This window comes from Haloarcula sp. Atlit-7R, assembly GCF_003666065.1.
Lineage (GTDB): Archaea > Halobacteriota > Halobacteria > Halobacteriales > Haloarculaceae > Haloarcula > Haloarcula taiwanensis.
Genome location: NZ_QXIK01000004.1, coordinates 214468 through 231015, shown reverse-complemented (window position 1 = coordinate 231015; position 16548 = coordinate 214468). Strand labels below are relative to the sequence as shown.

Genomic DNA, 16548 nt, shown 5'->3' with positions numbered 1-16548 from the left:
AGCGATGTGTCTCGTCGCTACCCGGGAACGACAGCCTTACCAGCGGCGGTGTGACCTCGTTACAGGTCGACGTACTGGTCTTCCCACTCACGGCGGGCGTCGATTTCGCGACGCCCGCGGCGCGTGAGGGTATAGAAGTTGGTCCGGCGGTCGCGCTGGCCCTTCTCGACGAGTCCCTTGTCGACAAGCGTGTCGAGGTTCGGATACAGGCGACCGTGATGGATCTCCTTCTCGTAGTACGCTTCGAGTTCCTCCTTGATAGCTAACCCGTGGGGCTCTTCCCTGCCAGCGATCACGTAGAGCAGGTCACGCTGGAATCCTGTCAAGTCGTGCATCGATTCTCCTATGTAACGATTTAGTATCTATACTGTTAAATATATCGGCCCAGAGAATTTGATATAGTTTCGGCACCTCTACGTGTCGAATTTTCTGTATGTAGGCCCTCAGTCATCGTTTTGCCCATACGGTAAATACAGTCAGTATATCATCATTCTCCGGAAACTGATGGCAGCCGTATTATTTGTCACTGCAGGTTACAGTTGGCAGAAACACGCCTGATTGTAGTGGAAGGAGTAGTCAACCCACCGTCACCGTGTCACATCTCAGAACGATGACCGACCTCTGACAATACGATCACATCAGCGCAGGGGAAGCACCTCGCGGCACTATTACCGGTGAACTTGGGGTGACAGTCGCGCATGGTGGTCAAGGGCGGCGTCGCCGAGGGCAGCATCGAGGTTGAACTGGCGCGGCACACGCGGCGGACACACAACTGTCTATCGAGCGCGTCGTATCGCCGAGCAGTTACGTTTCAGATACACAGAAACCACTTGTACTAGACTGTTAGCAGCGAAGTAAGTGGAAAGCGGTCGCGAAAAACGCGACCGCTTGCCGCCCTGAATTGGTCCCCGCTGACGCTTCGGCCCTCCAAGCGAAGCGTCACTTGGTCGAATGGGGCAGAATAACTTAAAAGTACCGGCCCCGTCCAGCAGATGTTAGTTATCGAAGTAGATATGAATGTAAGTTGTAACTAATCTATATATGTTCCTCCTCAAGCACCCATCCGAGTGCCCGCTTGTAGTGAGTGAACATCATCCGGACCCGCTCGTGGTTCATCTCCTCGTCGTCTAGCTGTTCAACAAGGAACTCGTACTGCTCGCGGATCTCGTCTTCCGAGCGCATACGTGGGCGTAGACAGCCCGCACGGAACAATCTTGAGGGCTGCCCTCTCACTATGTCGTATGAAAGTCCGCGGGGAGCGCGAGTGTCAAGACTGTGGCACGCGGTGGCGGTACTACGAGACCGGAAGCATCGCCTGTCCGGACTGTGGTAGCATCCACAGCGTCGGGATCGACGAGCACACCGAGCACACGGATACACCAACCACGCTCGACCTGACGCCGGTACGGAGCCGAATCGACGCGGAGACGACGCGGGAACTCGCTGATGCGGCAGCGGAGCGGTGCCGAGAGTACACGCGCAAGCGGGGGTTCATCGACGCGGGCGAGCTTCGCCCGCTCGACCCGACATTTGTCGCCGCGGTCGAACTCCAGCACGTCGGCGCACACCTCACCCGAGAGTTGCGCAGCGGCGACCCGGCCGAGCGGTACTTCTACGAACTGCTCGGTGGGGCTGACGACGGTAATCGTCCGTCCGTCGAAGACGTCCCGTCGGCGCTTCGCGTGCCGTACGGTTTAGCGATGGCGGCCGCTGTCGACAGCTATCAGCGGGACGTACGGACGTATCTGGACACCGATCCGGAACCAACCGCGCGACAGCTCTCCGGGCGGATCCGCGACCATCGAAAGCGGGTCGAGGCGCTGGACGGCGACGTCGACCCCGCGGACGCGAACCGCCTCGTCCATGCAGCGCGGGACCTGGGGTCGTACATCACCGGCGACGAGAGCGCCTTCGTCAGAGCTGAAAACTGGCTCACCGGAATCGAGGACGACACGGTGTAACCGTCACCGGAGTCGCCGTACAAGCGACTCGTCCAGACAGTTTTCGGGAACCGAGTCCCGCCACGTGACGGTCTCTATCGCTTCGCCGTCGAGGCCGGGGTCCGACGCGAGCGCCGTCGACGCGGGCGTGCCGCGGTAGGTCCCGAAGAAGAACGTCGCCTCGCGCCCGCCGTCGGTTACTGTGACCTCGGTGACGGCGGCCAGTCCGTCGACGGCGATGTCCACCCCGGTCTCCTCGCGCACCTCGCGGCGCACGGCCGCTCGGCGGGTCTCGCCGGCCTCGACGCCGCCGCCCGGGAGCTTCCACGTGTCGTCCTCGTAGACGAACAGCACGCGGTCGTCGGGGTCGGTGACGAGCGCACCCACTGCCCAGTGGCAGCCGCGCTCGGCGCGGGCCCGGACCGCATCGACGCCCGCCGCGTCGGTCTCGCGGGTCACACGCCGGGTGAGCACGTCACGGTTCCGGAAGGCCGCGAGCGCCGGCATTCAGGGGAGGTCGACGTCGATGTCGTGTTGCAGGCCCGTCGCTTTGACCGTGTTGTACAGCAACATCGCGCGGGTCATCGGGCCGACGCCGCCGGGGACCGGCGTGATTGCGCCAGCGACCTCCTTCGCGCTCTCGTACTCGACATCGCCGACGAGTTCGTACCCCTTCTCTGTGTCGGCGTCGACGCGGTTGATGCCCACGTCGATGACCGTCGCGCCCTCCTGAATCATCTCGCCGTCTATCATCTCCGGGACGCCGGCCGCGGCGACGAGGATGTCCGCGTTTCGCGTCCGCTCGGCGAGGTCGTCGGTCCGGGAGTGACACACCGTCGTCGTCGCGTTGCCACCCGGGGCTTTCTGGATGAACAGGTTCGCCATCGGCTTGCCGACGATGTCCGACCGGCCGACGACGACGGCGTCCTTGCCCTCGGTGTCGACGCCGGCGCTCTCGATGAGCTTCTGGACGCCGTGGGGCGTGCAGGGCTTGTAGCGGGCGTCGCCGGCGACAAGTCGGCCAACGTTCTCCGGGTGGAAGCCGTCGACGTCTTTCATCGGGTCGATAGCCCGGAGGACCTCCCTATCCTCGACGTGGTCGGGGACGGGCATCTGGACCAGAATGCCGTTGACATCGTCGTCGGCGTTGAGGTCCTCGATTGTGTCGTACAGTTCGGCGGCGTCCGCGTCGGGGTCGATGTCAATGTCGATGGCCTCGATACCGACCTCTTCGCAGTCGTCCTGTTTCATCGAGACGTACGTCTCACTGGCCGGGTCCTCGGACATCAGCACCGTCGCTAGCGACGGACGGTGGCCGGCGTCGGCGAGGCGGTCGATGGACGCGACCAGGTCGTCCCGAATCGACTGTGCGACGGCGTTGCCGTCGATAATCTCTGTCATTAGGTACAACGGCGGCACGGGGCGGTATGAACGTCCCGGATTTCGGCCAGCCGCCACAGCGACCCTGCTCAGGGACAGTCCGACTCGGCGACCGACTTCCGCTCGGCCCCCTGCCGGATGGCCCGTGTCGCGCCGTCCGGGACAGCCACCGTCATCGCCTGCCCGCCGTACCCGTGGGTCTGGTCGTGGCCCCGGACCACCACGCATGCGACATCGCCGGGAACCGCAATCGTCTCCGAACGGGTGAACGGAGTCGTCGAGTGAGCGTGCAGGAGGTCCCGGCGGCCGAGTCGGTCTCCGGCCAGCGTCTCGACCTGCCACCAGTCCGCGTAGCCGTCCTCGCCGTCGTCGTCGTGATACAGCGTCACGTCGAACCGATAGTCCTGCCCCCCGCTGTTCGTCACGGCCACGTCGGTCACGTTCGCTTCACGCAGGTCTAGGTCAGAATGCTCGGTTCCCTCCGTCGGGGTCAGAGCGGTCGTCGTCGGTTCCGTGGGCGGCGTCGTCCCGGTTTCGGACGGCTGCGAGTCTGGGCCAGAGCCGCTGTCACAGCCGGCGAGCGCGGTAACTGCCGCCACGCCCGCAGTCAGGACCGCGCGACGCGTCCTGTCGGTCTCGGTCACGCTGAACGCAACGGTGAGTGTGGTGAAAAAACAGCGGGCACGCCGGAGTGCTCGGACGAGCGCGTCGTCGGTAATCAGGGTATACGTTCATGCTGTCAGCCATCCATTGTGTCTCATGGTTGTCCGACGCCTCTTGGGCCTGCTCGTCAGCGAAACGAACAGAGGATCGAGCCGAAAAATCGGACGAATCCGGCACAATGCCGTCGAAATCGTCACCCGTCCGTTTCGGATGCTCTACTCTATCGTGTTCATGACGGTCCTGTTTGGCGTTCTCTACACGATATTCTACGACAGCGGAGCGGTCGCCGCCGTCAACGCCGTGGAGGGGGACGCGGTCGGGATGGCACTGGCGTTCCTGCCGCCGCTACCCATCCTCGCGCTTATCGCCGTCGCGATGGCGGTTCTGGTCCCGCTCACGATGCTGTTCAGGGACGTCAGTGACGAAAGCCGGTACCGCCGGTAAAACGACGGTCGGGACCGCTCAGTCGTACAGCGTGTACTCGTCGGTCATCTCGTCCACACGGTCGCTGACTTCCGCGACGACATCGTCGTCGTGGGGAGCGTCGACGACCTTGTAGATGAGGTCCGCGACTTCGCGGCAGGCGTCCTCGTCGAAGCCGCGGGTGGTGAGCCCGGGCGTGCCGGCGCGGATGCCCGAGGGGTTGAACGCCGAGCGGGTCTCGCCCGGAACGGTGTTGGCGTTGAGGACAATGCCGGCTTCCTCCAGCGCTTCCTCGACTTCCTTGCCAGTGGTGTCGGGATGAGACGGTCGGAGGTCAATGAGTACGAGATGGTTGTCCGTGCCGCCCGAGACCAGCGAGAGGCCGTGCTCTTTGAGTCGGTCGCCGAGCGCGATGGCGTTGTCGACGGTCTGCTGGGCGTACTGCTCGAACTCGGGGGCCAGCGCCTCGCCGAAGCCGACAGCCTTGCCGGCGACGTTGTGCATCAGCGGGCCGCCCTGAGAGCCGGGGAAGACGGCGGCGTCGATGTCGTCGGCGTACTCCTCGTCGCACATGATGATGCCACCGCGGCCGGCGCGGATGGTCTTGTGCGTCGATCCCGTGACGAAGTCTGCGACGCCGACCGGCGACTCATGGACGCCGGCAGCGACGAGACCGGTGATGTGGGCGATGTCCGCAAGGTGGTAGGCGTCGACCGCATCGGCGGCCTCCTGAATCCGCTCGAAGTCGACCTCCCGGGGATACGCGGAGTAGCCCGAAACGATGATGTCCGGCTCGAACTCCTCTGCGTGGTCGCGGAGACCCTCGTAGTCGATGTAGCCGGTTTCCTCGTCGACCTTGTACTGCTCGACCTCGTACACCTGACCGGCGAAGTTCGCCGGGTGGCCGTGCGAGAGGTGGCCGCCGTGAGTCAGGTCGAGCGAGAGAATCTTGTCGCCGGGTTCGAGGACGCCGAGATAGACGCCCATGTTGGCCTGCGAACCGGAGTGTGGCTGGACGTTGACGTGGTCCGCACCCCACAGTTCCTTCGCGCGGTCGATAGCGAGTTCCTCGACGTCGTCGGCGTACTCACAGCCGCCGTAGTAGCGCTCGCCGGGATAGCCCTCGGCGTACTTGTTCGTCAACTCGGAGCTCTGTGCCTCCATCACAGCCTCGCTGACGTGGTTCTCGCTGGCGATCATCGCCAGCGTGTCGTTTTGCCGGCCTCGTTCGCCCTCCAGAGCGTCCGCGACTGCCGGGTCCGCTTCCCGGACGGTTTCGTAGCTCATGTATCCGAGTCAGGACTGATACGACAATAATCTACCCTTTGGTCACCGTGTGTGTGACAGTCTTATTCCGCATCCGGTGCTGAATATGGTTGGCGATGAGGACGTACTGACAACCGTACGTATATATCAGATGACGTTCCACATATTCACATATGGTCACCTGGGGGGTGGCAGGCGAGCGGGTGGGCCGGGACGGCGGTGAAACGCTGGACTGGGATGGGGAAACGGTCGACCCGACCGCACTGGTGCACCAATTACACGATCGAGAAGTCACAGACGGCGAACGGTTGCCACACACTGTCGACGACTGTTACAGCGGGTCCGTCACCGAGTTGGCGCTGCCGGCGGTGGATGCCACGGTAACCCGAGTCGGCACTGACACGGATGCTGAGACGGTTGATTCACCGACGACGCTTGAGACAGGAGAGTACCTGTTGACGATGCAGGCCCGTGCTTCGGATAGTGGCCAAGAGTCGCCGCTTGGCATCGTTGACGACATTCGGATCCACGTCCGCTTCGACGGTCCGGCGTCGCTCCACTCGGCCGGTGTTACCACTGTGCTTGCCTTCCGGGAACCGACCAGTATAACTGTCGGGTTCGTCTGGGAAACGAACGCAAAGCGGCCGCACCTGCAGGTCCCTGCGACGCCCGCAGGCCTTGCAACGGCGGTCACCCATCTGGGCGGGGCCCATCACACGATGCAGCCGTCCCGCTCGCACCCAGAACTCCGCGGACACCCGCCGATAGTCACGACCGGTGAAACGACCCGTATCCCCGAAACGGTTCGACAGAACCGTCCCGAAACCGGAATCACACTCTATGTTCCGGAGTGCGAGGCGGAGCTGCTCGTCAGCGCACCGCTAGCCTACTATCTCGGGGCGGACGTGGTGGTTGAGTCACGGGATGCCGCGCTGTTGACGGCCGAAGGCACGTCTGTGAACCTCTCCTTTGACGCCTGGCCGTCGTTACAGGCCGGCGTCGCGGCGCTACTCCGCAAGGTGTTCTACCTCGACTGTCAGGTCAGACGCGTCGACCCGGCAGAGAGCGGCCCCCGTATCACGTCGGCGCTCTCACTCGACGCGGAGACGCTTCGGTCGCTGTCGCCAGCTGGGCGGCTCGAGCGATACATCGAGGTCTCCGACGAGGCCGTGCGCTCGATCCTGCCTGAATGGCCCCTTTCGACGTACGTCTCGCCGAAACCGGAACGGGTCCGCTGTCTCCCGTTCCTGCTCGACCGGCTCAGCCTCATCTACCTGCCGGACAGTTCCCGGCTCGACCGGGGAGAGCTTCTCGACAGGACGCTGGCGGATTCGTATCTGAGTCGTGGGTCAGCCGAGCGTCCGCCGGTTATCGAGCCGAATCTGCGCGAAGGGCAGTTGCACTCGTGGCTCGCGCCAGGGAACCCGATAGACGCGTGCAAAACGCCAGCGGAGGCGTACCTCAACCGCTACCGGATTCAGAACCGGGATGCCGACAGTCAACGGGTCGCGGTCGTCCTCAACGATGAGGAGATGGCCGACGAGCACACGGAAGTCACAGAAATATACCGGGCAGCGGACCTACCAATGGACGTCCAGGTCAGCAAGCTGCTGTCGGTCAACGAGCTGGCCGACGTGTTCCGACAGCCGGCCGATTTCGTCCACTTCATCGGCCACTGCGACGAGGAGGGACTGCGCTGTCCCGACGGTAACCTGGCATTGGCATCGCTATCAGAGGCCCGAACACAGACGTTCTTCCTGAACGCCTGTGGCTCCTACGATGAAGGGCTTGACCTTGTCAAACAGGGCGCGGTCGCCGGCGCGGTGACACTTACCGACGTGTTGGACAAGCACGCCGCCCTAGTCGGGACGGCCTTCGCACGGTTGCTCAGCAACGGATTCAGCATCCAGCGTGCGCTGGAACTCGCCCGTCGGCGGATAATGATGTGCAAGGACTACGCGGTCGTCGGCGACGGGACCTACTCGATCGTTCCCAATCCTGCACACCCAGCGGTCGTCTGGCTCTCCGAAGGGGAGACAGGCTTCGACGTAGAGTGTACGGTCGTGTCCCCGGAACGGCCCGGTGAGAGCTACCGGCTACCGTTCGACGACAGCGCTGCCCTGAACGGCGAGCAGACGAGCCATTCGCTCAGCGTTTCCGAGTTGGCCGACACGCTGAGCCAGACGTCACTGCCTGTCATCTATGACGGGGAGTTTCACTGGTCCGACGACCTAGCCGCGCTCCTCCGGACGGATTTCTGACGGAACCCCACACTGCCGGGCTCCGAAAGCGAAACCGAGGCGGCTGCAACCGTTTCAGCGTCCGGTCATCAAGTAGTCACAGTAGGTCGCTACTTTGTATTCACTTTGCGTATTAGATACTGTGCTGAAATCGCGGGTTTGCAGAACGGAAAGCAGAGAGGCAGCCATTTGTTCTACCGGTTTCATGCGAAATCGACACTCAGAATCGGTGGTTCAGTCCGTGAGGCGAGCGGCTTCTGCTTAGGACAGTTGACCAATATTTTATCGCCTCTTACCGGTGTGTGTTGTCTGATTGTTAGCGAAATCAACACAGTATGGCCGGTAAAATTAAATATACTAATGCACTAGATACTGCCAAGGGACAATGACCGAAAATCTCCTGCAAGACGACGTCGGTTCTATGTTGACCACGGTGTTTGGGGCAACTGACGAGCCGGTGTACGTCGTGAACCCGTCGCGGCGGAGCATCTCGGAGCTTGTATCGACACTTGACGCGGACTCGGACGCCCCCGAAGTTCGGCTGCTAGCAGACGAGCGGGCACTGAAGGATGTCATGGACGACTTCCTCGTTGCGAGCACCGCGGCCGACCTCATCGACGAGGAGCGGCTCACGATGCGACTGCTCGACGACGTGCCGAACCACTCGGTTGCGGTGACTGTCGATACGGTGTATGCGCTCGTGACCATCAGCGACACGGTCGGCGGTCTCGGGACCGACGACGCGGCGTTCGTGGACAACGCCTACGACTACTACGACTCGGCTTGGGAAGACGCCGACGAGTACTCGCTCCGGACGCCGCCGCTCAACCGCGTCCAGAGCACGCTGGAATCCGACATCGGCCCGGAAACCGCGTCGGACTTCAACGACGTTCTCAGCTCTCTGTCGACGGCCCGCGGCGACGGCGACGGCCTCGACGAGGTCACCATCAGCCTGCTCGTGGCCGCACGGAACGGTGAGCTGCTGTACGACATCAGCAAATGGGGCGAGGATGTCGGGCTGGCGAGCAAGGCGACGTTCTCGCGGACGAAGACGAAACTCGAAGACATGGACCTCATCGACACTGAGAAGGTCCCAATCGACGTGGGCCGACCGCGGCTCCGCCTGATGCTCGGTGACGACCGGCTCAAAGACGCCGACCCGGACGAGCTGGCCTCCGTGGCTCAGTCCATCCTCGCCGCGTAGGTTTTTCTCCCTTCACCACGAGGGCTTCGGCATGCGAACTGTCGAAGTTGTCGGGCGTGGACCGGCCGTCGATGCACTCACTGCGTTTCTCGCTGATATCGATGTTTCAGTAGCACAGCCGTCGACACCGGCGGACAGCAGTGGCGATCTCGCCGTCGTCGTCGATACCGTCGGGTCAGAGACGTTTACGGCGTGGAACGGCCGGGCGAACGGGGATGCCATTCCGTGGGTCGCCGTCGAACTGGGCGGCGTCGGCGGCGTCCCGGTGACTGACGCCGCGGTCAGCGGCTTCGGACCCGAGACGGGCTGTTTCGACTGTCTGCGGACTCGTGTCGAGGCGACGGTCGACGATACCGAGGAGATCACAGAAGCCCCAGCAGCAGCCACGCAGCGATTCGCGGGAGCGCTGGCGGGTCGACTGGTCACCCGATTTCTCGACGGGGACGCTGCCCTCTTCGGGACGGTCACGGAACTCCCACATACGCAGCGGCGGTTCCTGCCGGTCCCGGGCTGTGACTGTGGCGAGACGCCGAGCCGCACCCTTGACGACGGTCGCCGGACAGCCCCGGACAGCGAGGCGCTCTCACGGGCGGAACTGGGCCTCGACGAGCGGGTCGGTATCGCCACGGAAGTCGGCGAGGTCGAGTCGTTCCCGGCTCCGTACTACCTGTCGACGCTCGCCGACACCACCGGATTCAGCGACGTGTCGGCCGCCGCCAAGGCCGCCGGTGTCGCTATCGACTGGGATACAGCCTTCATGAAAGCGCTCGGCGAGAACTACGAGCGGTACGCAGCCGGCGTCTACAGAGACGGGACGCTGCAACGCGGGACCGTCACCGATGTTCCGGATGCCGTCACACCCGATGCGTTCGTGAGGGACGAATCCGAGTGGGACGACTCGACGGCACTCCGCTGGGTCCCGGCGAAAAATCTACTGACCGATGACCGTCGGTCGCTGCCCGCCGAAACCGTCCACTATCCGCCGCCATCGGACGCTGTCAGGCCGGCAACGACGACCGGGCTCGGACTCGGAAACACCGTCACCGAGGCGTTACTGACCGGGCTGTACGAGGTCATCGAGCGTGACGCCGCGATGCTGTCGTGGTACTCGACCTTCGAGCCGCTCCGGGTGGCTGTCGAGGACCACGAGCAGTACGACACGCTCCAACGGCGCGCGACATCTGAGGGGCTCGACGTGACGGCGCTGTTGCTGACACAGGACGTGGACGTGCCAGTCATCACTGTCGCGCTGGAACAGGACGAATGGCCGCGCTTCGCGCTCGGGACCGACGCAGATCTGGACCCGGGCGCGGCCGCCGTCGGCGCGCTGGAGGAGGCGCTCCAGAACTGGATGGAACTCGACAGCATGGGGCCAGAGGCGGCCATGGACGCACAGGGCGCAATCGGACGCTACGCCGAATCACCCGGCGAGGCCGCCGACCTGACGGCCACCGAGACGGCGGTCCCGCTGGACTCGCTCGGCCCCGATGCAGACCTCTCCGGTGAGGCGGAGCTAGAGACACTGTGTGACCGGTCGGCGGATGCGGGGCTCACGCCACACGGGGCACGGCTGACAACGCGCGATCTCGAACAGCTCGGGTTCGAGGCGGTTCGGGTCGTCTGTCCGTCGGCCCAACCGCTGTTCTTCGGTGATTCGTTCTTCGGCCAGCGGGCCGAAGCTGTGCCGGCCGAGTTGGGCTTCGAGCCGCGGCTCGACAGGGAACAGCATCCGTTTCCGTAGCGCCGACGCAACGAGAGGCGGAGTCGAATAGCCGAAGTCCGTAATCAGATGCCAAACGTCGCCCGCAGCATATCCCGCGTCCCCGGCCCCAGACCGACCGCGGTGACGGCGATGAGCAACAGGAGCGCGTACCGCGGGCTATCGTCGATGAACTCCTGATTGAACAGCGAGACGACCAGCGAAGCGACGGCGAGCTTGACGATCAGGAACGGCCACGACGTGCCGATGGCGGCCGAGAGGCCGGCCGGCTGGAGCGCCTCGGTGGCTTCGATGATGAACTCGTTGGCCGGGTGTTTCGGGTAGTACGTCAGTGGGACGTTGAGGGCGTCGAGCCAGTCGGCCAGCAAGACGTTCGCGACGCCGTCGATTGCGTGGCCCCAGATGACGAGCAGACCGATATAGCCAGTTCCGTCGTTCAGCGCCGGGCGGTAGGACTCGAACAGGCGGTACAGACCGTACGACAGCGCTGACGCCAGCACGACAGTCGTGATAAGGACTGACGGATACAGCGTCGCATACTCACGAGTAAGGGCGACAACCGTGAGATACAGGAGGGTCACGGCGACGAACGCTCCGCCGATAGCGCCGGTCGTCCGGTAGTAGCTATCGATGACGCCACGCTGTTCGAGGTCCACGCAGGCGACGAGGACGAGCAACGTCAGCAGGAACACCGTCCCGTAGATGACGGGACTGATGATGAGCGAACTCAGCGGGTACTCGACGATGGGTGTGACCCCGGCGTCGACCGCGCGGTCGGTCGCGTCCTCGACGGTCCGCAACGCGCCGCCAAGCAGCATGAACGGCACGAACGCGAAGTAGAGCTTCGGGTCTTTGGCGATGTCCAGTCGCTCGAGGAGGAAGTAGACGCCGACGAGCATGTACACCAGAATCAGCATGTAGCCGACCTCGGAGACGATAGTGTACCCCGGCTCAGCGATGAGCCGCCCATCCTGAATAGCCGCCCTACAGCCATCGTACAGCGGTTGTGGGCCGGATGCAGTCATTTCGGCACAGCTGGCCGACTTGGCGTCGGCGTACACTGGGCCCCAGAAGTACTGCCAGAGGAACCGATCCCAGACGGCCTGTGGAGCGGCCATAACGGCCCCAACCGCAACGAGGAGGACTGCAACGAAAGAGCCCACCCAGAGCTGGCCGGGCCCGTACTCATCGACGGCTCGTTCGAACGTTTCCATGGCCGAGTGACCGGTGGCAGGCGGTTTCAGCGTTCCGGTCCAGTGTGCGTGGAGCGAAAGTCCGCGAGCCAGACGCGGCGGGGTTTGGATGTGAAAGTGAGTTTACTCTCCCCTGAGCGCCTCGTTGCCGGCCGCTACGAATGCCTCGTGAGCCTCGCTGTTGGAAGCGACGACAGAGTCGCTGTCGTGAGTCCAAGGCTCGCCATCGAGGTCAGTGACTGTGCCGCCGGCCTGTCGAACCATATGGACGCCGGCGAGCGTATCCCAGGGTGCCATCGGGCGCGTGCAAACGAGTCCCTCAAGTGCCCCGTCGGCAACGTGGGCCAGCGTTGCCTGGAACGACCCCAGGCGCCGGATGTCACCGAATCGGTCGCCGACAGCACTACACAGCCGACCGAACTCGTCCCGGTCATCGCGGTCCCACCAGCCGACGGGGGCCACCGCAAACGTCTCCGGGTCGGTTCGTCCACTTACCGAGAGTTCAGTCCCGTCTCGTGTCACATTTTCAGGGCCGGCCGCGTAGAGGTCACCATACGAGGGGAGATAGATCACCGATGCGACCGGGTCGCCATCGACGACCGCACTGACAGCGGTCCCCCAGAGGCGCATTCCGCGGACGTAGTTTGCCGTCCCGTCAATCGGATCGATTACCCACACAGAGCCGTTACGTGGGATGTTGTCGACTGCTTCGGGCTCGTAGTCGGCCTCCGGCCCGGCTCGCATCGAGAGGGCTTCCTCACAGAGGAATCGGTCGCCGGGAAACGCTTCCAGAACAGTGGCGACAACCTGTCGCTGGGCGTCGCGGTCCGTCTCCGTCACGAGATCGTTTTTGTTGGCCTTCGACTCAACGTTGAGGTCGCCCCGGAACTGCTCCCGGGCTACGACACCGCCAGACCGGGCCGCTCGCTCGGCGACCGCCGCCCGGTGGCTTGCATCTGTCATACCTGACGGTGGACCGCCCTCATTCAAACCGTCTCGCCTTCCAGCAAAACAGGGCCGACCACCAGCAATGGATTACTCCTCCTCGACAGCCTCGTCAACAGCGTCGAGAATTGCTTCAGCGATGTCCCGCGCTTCGTTGGGTGTGTACAGGACCTGGTTCCCTAGTGACTGTTCAATACGGACGTAGCCGTCATCGTCCTCAATGGAGAAAAACGCCGTATTCTCCAGCGGTGGCACGTGCAGGCTGGCCCCCTCGGACTGGTCTGTAGCCATGTTACTTCTTAACACATAGGGTGGCTTAAATCTACGGCCCAGAACAACAACACCCCTCCAGTTACAGAAATTAATAATCAGACCCAAATGATTTAGACTCATGCCGAGAATGCATAGTTATGGCATCGCTACGCGGGGCGCTCCGGTTCAGTAAGGACATCTCAGTTATCATGCTTTTAGGAGCTGTTTACGTCCTTGGATTAAGCGTCGCAACGCTGCTCAGCGCATCGGAGAACCGGCTGCCACGAGTACACGCTGTTGGCGGCGAAATCCGGAGTCGACTTCGCCGCCCAGTGTGAGACACCCCGGCAACCGAGTCGCCCTGGGGCAGTCAGCTGGCACACGGCATCAGGGCGTCTCTGAAGCGTATCAATCAGATTTGACGAGTTCCAGCGACCGTAGGCGATAGTCGAGGCCCTCACACCTGTCTTTGAGCATCAATTCCGGCGTACTGCGACTCTTCCCGTCGTGGCATCCTGTTAGTAGCTAGTTCATATTGTCTGATATATCTGCAACTAAAGCACGCCGCTGATACAGGATACTAATCTGATAAATGCATGATTCACAACGTACATTAGTGCCTGAATAGTGTGCCTTACTGATAGGTGCTCACTACACAATACCGTCATGGTGCGAAGAAGTTGTGACCAATCAGGGAGATATGAGCGGCTTCGTGCCAAACATTGTTATTAATTATGAATTACCTCACCCAACAGCTTTATTATATGTTGCTTTGACATGACATTCTGTGTGGGAACTATGCGGTACCTGTCAGAAGTTAGCCATTGACATCAGATAAAATGGGGCCTACTAGCCGTATTCGCAGAAAGCCGACCAGGGGAGTGGAGAGTGCATGCTACTAGACGCACCAGTTACAGCCGAGGTACGGGAATGACAATACAAGCAAATCAGGCAAATCAAGCGGATAAACAGGGGATTGCAGCCAAGACCGCAGACGAGTTTCTCGTCACACCGGATAGCGAAGTCACGCCGGTTTTGAGCGTCGTGATGCCGACTCTCAACGAAGAGCAAGGAATCGTTGAGTGTATCGACCGGATCAAAACAGCGGTATCCGAGTTGCGCGTCCCGACTGAGATTATCGTCAGCGACAGTTCGACCGACGCGACACCGGAGTTAGCCCGCGAGCGAGGGGCGACAGTCGTGACCCCCGATGAACCGGGCTATGGCTATGCGTATCGCTATGCGTTCGGCAAGGCGCGGGGAGAGTACATCGCGATGGGCGATGCTGACACGACGTACGATTTCGAGATGATTCCGCAGCTTCTCGATCCCGTGAAGAACGGCGACGCGGATATCTGTATGGGGAGTCGACTTGAGGGAGAGATTCGGGACGGTTCGATGCCGCCGCTACACAAATACGTCGGCAATCCACTGTTGACACGATTCCTGAACACGTTTTACGGGGCCGGTGTCAGCGACGCCCACAGCGGGTTCCGCGTGTTCACCAAGGACGCGCTCGAAACGCTAGAGCTAGAGACGACCGGCATGGAGTTCGCCAGCGAGATGATTATGGAAGCCGGCGCGAACGACCTCACCATCGAGGAGGTCCCGATTATCTACCACGAGCGTGAAGGCGAGGAAACGCTCGACAGTTTCAGTGACGGCTGGCGACACGTCCGTTTCATGCTCGTGAACGCGCCTGAGTACCTGTTCTCGTATCCGGCCCTGTTGCTCGTCTCTGCCGGGGCACTGTTGATGTCACTGTCAATCGCCCAGCTGTCGATCAGTGGCGTCAACTTCGGGATACAGACGATGGTGGGCGGGTCGCTGCTGGCAATCGTCGGGTATCAGGTCTGGACGCTCGCACTGTTCAGCTCCATTGCCGCGAACCCGATAAACAAACCCGATGGTGTACTCGTCGGGATGATACGGGAGCAGTTCCAGTTGGAACACGGCGCGTCCATCGGCATTCTCGCGGCTGCAGTCGGGATTCTGTACCTCGGGAGTGTGTTCGGAGAGTGGCTGCTCGTCGGCGAAGCGGCATTGCCGTCAGCCACAGCGACCCTGCTGGCCTCGACAGTCGTAGTACTCGGACTACAGACCGTGTTCGGGTCGTTCTTCATGAGTATGCTCGCAGACAGCAGCTAACCGTCGGTTATCCCTTTTTCGAACGAATCAGGCCCGCGTACATCTGCTAGAGCACGCGTTCTCCGCACACGCAACGTCGGGCTGTGTTCGGTTCTCGGCAACGAACTGCCACTCGTTTCGGCCCACGCTGTCGGTACCGTTCGAATAGGTGAGCTGTCTGTACAGCCCGTTGTAGTTCATCACGCTATCGTACTCTGTCTGGGAGTAGCGCTCCTCGTCAATGCCGTCCTGATGGGCGTCGAGGCCCATCGCGTGCCCGAATTCGTGCATGAACAGCGAAGCGGTGAGTTTCGTCGAATCGAACCGCTCCATCGCCGCGACCTCAGGTCGTCCCGCACCGACGAAGTAGTCGTCCCCGTTGTAGGCGACATCGTCGGTGAGCAGGACATAGTAATAGCCGTCAGACCGGTGCTGCGAGTGGTTGGCCCGGAAGTCATAGATGTCGTTTCCGGCCCCAGCGCGGGATTTCGAGTAAACCGTCCCGTTGGCCGAGAGGTTCGTGTCGTCCGTGACGAGATGGATATCGATTCCAGTGGAGCCGTCGGGGTTCGAAACAGGTGCCTTCTCGAACGTCTCGACGATGGACGTCTGGACCGGCTCGCTGAGCGTCGTTGACTCCGTGGAATCAACCTCCACGTAGATGTCCGTTCGGAGCGGGTCCGCATCGGGAATCGCCTGTCCACAGCGGACTTCCATGCCGTCCGGATAGCCGTCGCCGTCCGTGTCCGCATTGGTCGGGTCGGTATCGTAAACGGACCGCTCTAGCGAATCGGATAACCCGTCTCCGTCTGTATCAGTGGCATCCGGGTCGGCCTGTATCTGCTGCGCGCTTGGCGTATTGGCCCCACCACCGCTAGCAGTGTTCACCTGCGGCGGCCCCCCGGCGGCTGGAAGCACGACACCAGCGAGAAGCAACATGACGAGGCCAACGGCGCCGAAACGAGCCAGCGCTACGGTACGGAGCCAGCGGTGGCTGGTGTCGGCACAGTTACCCGGTTTTTTAGATTCAGTATTAAGATTGATTTTGGAAACTGCACCTATACAGGTTCCCAGTATTCGAGTTAGAATAGACATAGATGGTACCTATACGCCAATATTCTCAATTACTGGTTAAGAAGGTAATTCCCCAAATATCAATATCAATTTCGATATCAGAAACGATCATAACGCAGTG

General features: G+C 62.0%; 16 protein-coding genes. 6 read left to right on the top strand and 10 right to left on the bottom strand.

From position 1 onward, the window contains the following. Positions 1-59: 59 nt before the first annotated feature. The gene (locus tag D3D01_RS11240; protein ID WP_004518082.1) at positions 60-335 is read right to left on the bottom strand and encodes a PadR family transcriptional regulator; all 276 of its coding nucleotides are present in this window, start codon (positions 333-335) and stop codon (positions 60-62) included. 700 nt (positions 336-1035) lie between these two features. Continuing rightward, on the bottom strand, positions 1036-1182 hold the full coding sequence (locus D3D01_RS24080) for a hypothetical protein (RefSeq protein ID WP_004518083.1): 147 nt from the start codon (positions 1180-1182) through the stop codon (positions 1036-1038). Positions 1183-1241: 59 nt separating this feature from the next. Here D3D01_RS24080 and D3D01_RS11235 point away from each other — a divergent pair, with 59 nt between their 5' ends. Beyond that, positions 1242-1961, top strand: coding sequence for a TFIIB-type zinc ribbon-containing protein (locus D3D01_RS11235; protein ID WP_121512254.1), 720 nt, complete (start codon positions 1242-1244; stop codon positions 1959-1961). 3 nt (positions 1962-1964) lie between these two features. On the opposite strand, the gene D3D01_RS11230 is transcribed toward D3D01_RS11235, so the two are convergent. The 3 genes from D3D01_RS11230 to D3D01_RS11220 all read right to left on the bottom strand — a co-directional run bounded on the left by D3D01_RS11230 (position 1965) and on the right by D3D01_RS11220 (position 3964). Beyond that, positions 1965-2447: an NUDIX domain-containing protein gene (locus tag D3D01_RS11230; protein WP_121512253.1), complete on the bottom strand. Its 483-nt coding sequence runs from the start codon at positions 2445-2447 to the stop codon at positions 1965-1967. Then, a complete protein-coding gene (locus tag D3D01_RS11225; RefSeq protein WP_121512252.1) occupies positions 2448-3341 on the bottom strand; it encodes a bifunctional methylenetetrahydrofolate dehydrogenase/methenyltetrahydrofolate cyclohydrolase in 894 nt (297 codons plus the stop codon). Between the two features lie 68 nt (positions 3342-3409). After that, entirely contained in the window at positions 3410-3964 is a 555-nt protein-coding gene (locus D3D01_RS11220; RefSeq protein ID WP_121512251.1) for a hypothetical protein, read from the bottom strand. Positions 3965-4079: 115 nt separating this feature from the next. Between D3D01_RS11220 and D3D01_RS11215 the strand changes: the two genes are divergently transcribed. Beyond that, positions 4080-4427 carry a hypothetical protein gene (locus D3D01_RS11215; RefSeq protein WP_121512250.1) on the top strand — a complete coding sequence of 116 codons (348 nt, stop codon included), beginning with the start codon at positions 4080-4082 and terminating at the stop codon, positions 4425-4427. Positions 4428-4445: 18 nt separating this feature from the next. On the opposite strand, the gene glyA is transcribed toward D3D01_RS11215, so the two are convergent. Then, positions 4446-5693: a serine hydroxymethyltransferase gene (gene glyA / locus D3D01_RS11210; RefSeq protein WP_101350147.1), complete on the bottom strand. Its 1248-nt coding sequence runs from the start codon at positions 5691-5693 to the stop codon at positions 4446-4448. Between the two features lie 152 nt (positions 5694-5845). Between glyA and D3D01_RS11205 the strand changes: the two genes are divergently transcribed. From D3D01_RS11205 to D3D01_RS11195, 3 genes are all read left to right on the top strand, one after another. Next, entirely contained in the window at positions 5846-7933 is a 2088-nt protein-coding gene (locus D3D01_RS11205) for a hypothetical protein (protein WP_121512249.1), read from the top strand. Positions 7934-8297: 364 nt separating this feature from the next. Beyond that, the gene (tbsP, locus tag D3D01_RS11200) at positions 8298-9116 is read left to right on the top strand and encodes a transcriptional regulator TbsP (RefSeq protein WP_121512248.1); all 819 of its coding nucleotides are present in this window, start codon (positions 8298-8300) and stop codon (positions 9114-9116) included. 31 nt (positions 9117-9147) lie between these two features. After that, positions 9148-10857 carry a YcaO-like family protein gene (locus D3D01_RS11195; protein WP_121512247.1) on the top strand — a complete coding sequence of 570 codons (1710 nt, stop codon included), beginning with the start codon at positions 9148-9150 and terminating at the stop codon, positions 10855-10857. Between the two features lie 44 nt (positions 10858-10901). Here D3D01_RS11195 and D3D01_RS11190 read toward each other — a convergent pair whose 3' ends face one another. The 3 genes from D3D01_RS11190 to D3D01_RS11180 form a co-directional block, all read right to left on the bottom strand. After that, positions 10902-12050 (bottom strand): DUF63 family protein, encoded by a 1149-nt coding sequence (locus D3D01_RS11190; protein ID WP_121512246.1) that lies wholly within the window; start codon positions 12048-12050, stop codon positions 10902-10904. 102 nt (positions 12051-12152) lie between these two features. After that, positions 12153-12992: an inositol monophosphatase gene (locus D3D01_RS11185; protein ID WP_121512245.1), complete on the bottom strand. Its 840-nt coding sequence runs from the start codon at positions 12990-12992 to the stop codon at positions 12153-12155. Positions 12993-13064: 72 nt separating this feature from the next. Continuing rightward, a complete protein-coding gene (locus D3D01_RS11180) occupies positions 13065-13265 on the bottom strand; it encodes a hypothetical protein (RefSeq protein WP_004518094.1) in 201 nt (66 codons plus the stop codon). A gap of 891 nt (positions 13266-14156) precedes the next feature. On the opposite strand from D3D01_RS11180, the gene D3D01_RS11175 reads away from it, so the two are divergent. Further along, positions 14157-15374 (top strand): glycosyltransferase family 2 protein, encoded by a 1218-nt coding sequence (locus tag D3D01_RS11175; RefSeq protein WP_121512244.1) that lies wholly within the window; start codon positions 14157-14159, stop codon positions 15372-15374. 27 nt (positions 15375-15401) lie between these two features. Here D3D01_RS11175 and D3D01_RS11170 read toward each other — a convergent pair whose 3' ends face one another. After that, positions 15402-16292 (bottom strand): hypothetical protein, encoded by an 891-nt coding sequence (locus tag D3D01_RS11170; protein WP_233563324.1) that lies wholly within the window; start codon positions 16290-16292, stop codon positions 15402-15404. Positions 16293-16548: the final 256 nt, after the last annotated feature.

Excerpts from the sequence above, each read along its gene's own strand:
- D3D01_RS11195 (WP_121512247.1), top strand. The coding sequence starts at position 9,148 with ATGCGAACTGTCGAAGTTGTCGGGCGTGGACCGGCCGTCGATGCACTC.
- D3D01_RS11230 (WP_121512253.1), bottom strand. The coding sequence starts at position 2,447 with ATGCCGGCGCTCGCGGCCTTCCGGAACCGTGACGTGCTCACCCGGCGT.
- D3D01_RS11215 (WP_121512250.1), top strand. The coding sequence starts at position 4,080 with ATGGTTGTCCGACGCCTCTTGGGCCTGCTCGTCAGCGAAACGAACAGA.
- D3D01_RS11185 (WP_121512245.1), bottom strand. The coding sequence starts at position 12,992 with ATGACAGATGCAAGCCACCGGGCGGCGGTCGCCGAGCGAGCGGCCCGG.
- D3D01_RS11175 (WP_121512244.1), top strand. The coding sequence starts at position 14,157 with ATGACAATACAAGCAAATCAGGCAAATCAAGCGGATAAACAGGGGATT.
- D3D01_RS11180 (WP_004518094.1), bottom strand. The coding sequence starts at position 13,265 with ATGGCTACAGACCAGTCCGAGGGGGCCAGCCTGCACGTGCCACCGCTG.
- D3D01_RS24080 (WP_004518083.1), bottom strand. The coding sequence starts at position 1,182 with ATGCGCTCGGAAGACGAGATCCGCGAGCAGTACGAGTTCCTTGTTGAA.
- D3D01_RS11205 (WP_121512249.1), top strand. The coding sequence starts at position 5,846 with ATGGTCACCTGGGGGGTGGCAGGCGAGCGGGTGGGCCGGGACGGCGGT.
- tbsP (WP_121512248.1), top strand. The coding sequence starts at position 8,298 with ATGACCGAAAATCTCCTGCAAGACGACGTCGGTTCTATGTTGACCACG.
- D3D01_RS11170 (WP_233563324.1), bottom strand. The coding sequence starts at position 16,292 with ATGTTGCTTCTCGCTGGTGTCGTGCTTCCAGCCGCCGGGGGGCCGCCG.
- D3D01_RS11240 (WP_004518082.1), bottom strand. The coding sequence starts at position 335 with ATGCACGACTTGACAGGATTCCAGCGTGACCTGCTCTACGTGATCGCT.
- D3D01_RS11190 (WP_121512246.1), bottom strand. The coding sequence starts at position 12,050 with ATGGAAACGTTCGAACGAGCCGTCGATGAGTACGGGCCCGGCCAGCTC.
- D3D01_RS11235 (WP_121512254.1), top strand. The coding sequence starts at position 1,242 with ATGAAAGTCCGCGGGGAGCGCGAGTGTCAAGACTGTGGCACGCGGTGG.
- D3D01_RS11225 (WP_121512252.1), bottom strand. The coding sequence starts at position 3,341 with ATGACAGAGATTATCGACGGCAACGCCGTCGCACAGTCGATTCGGGAC.
- glyA (WP_101350147.1), bottom strand. The coding sequence starts at position 5,693 with ATGAGCTACGAAACCGTCCGGGAAGCGGACCCGGCAGTCGCGGACGCT.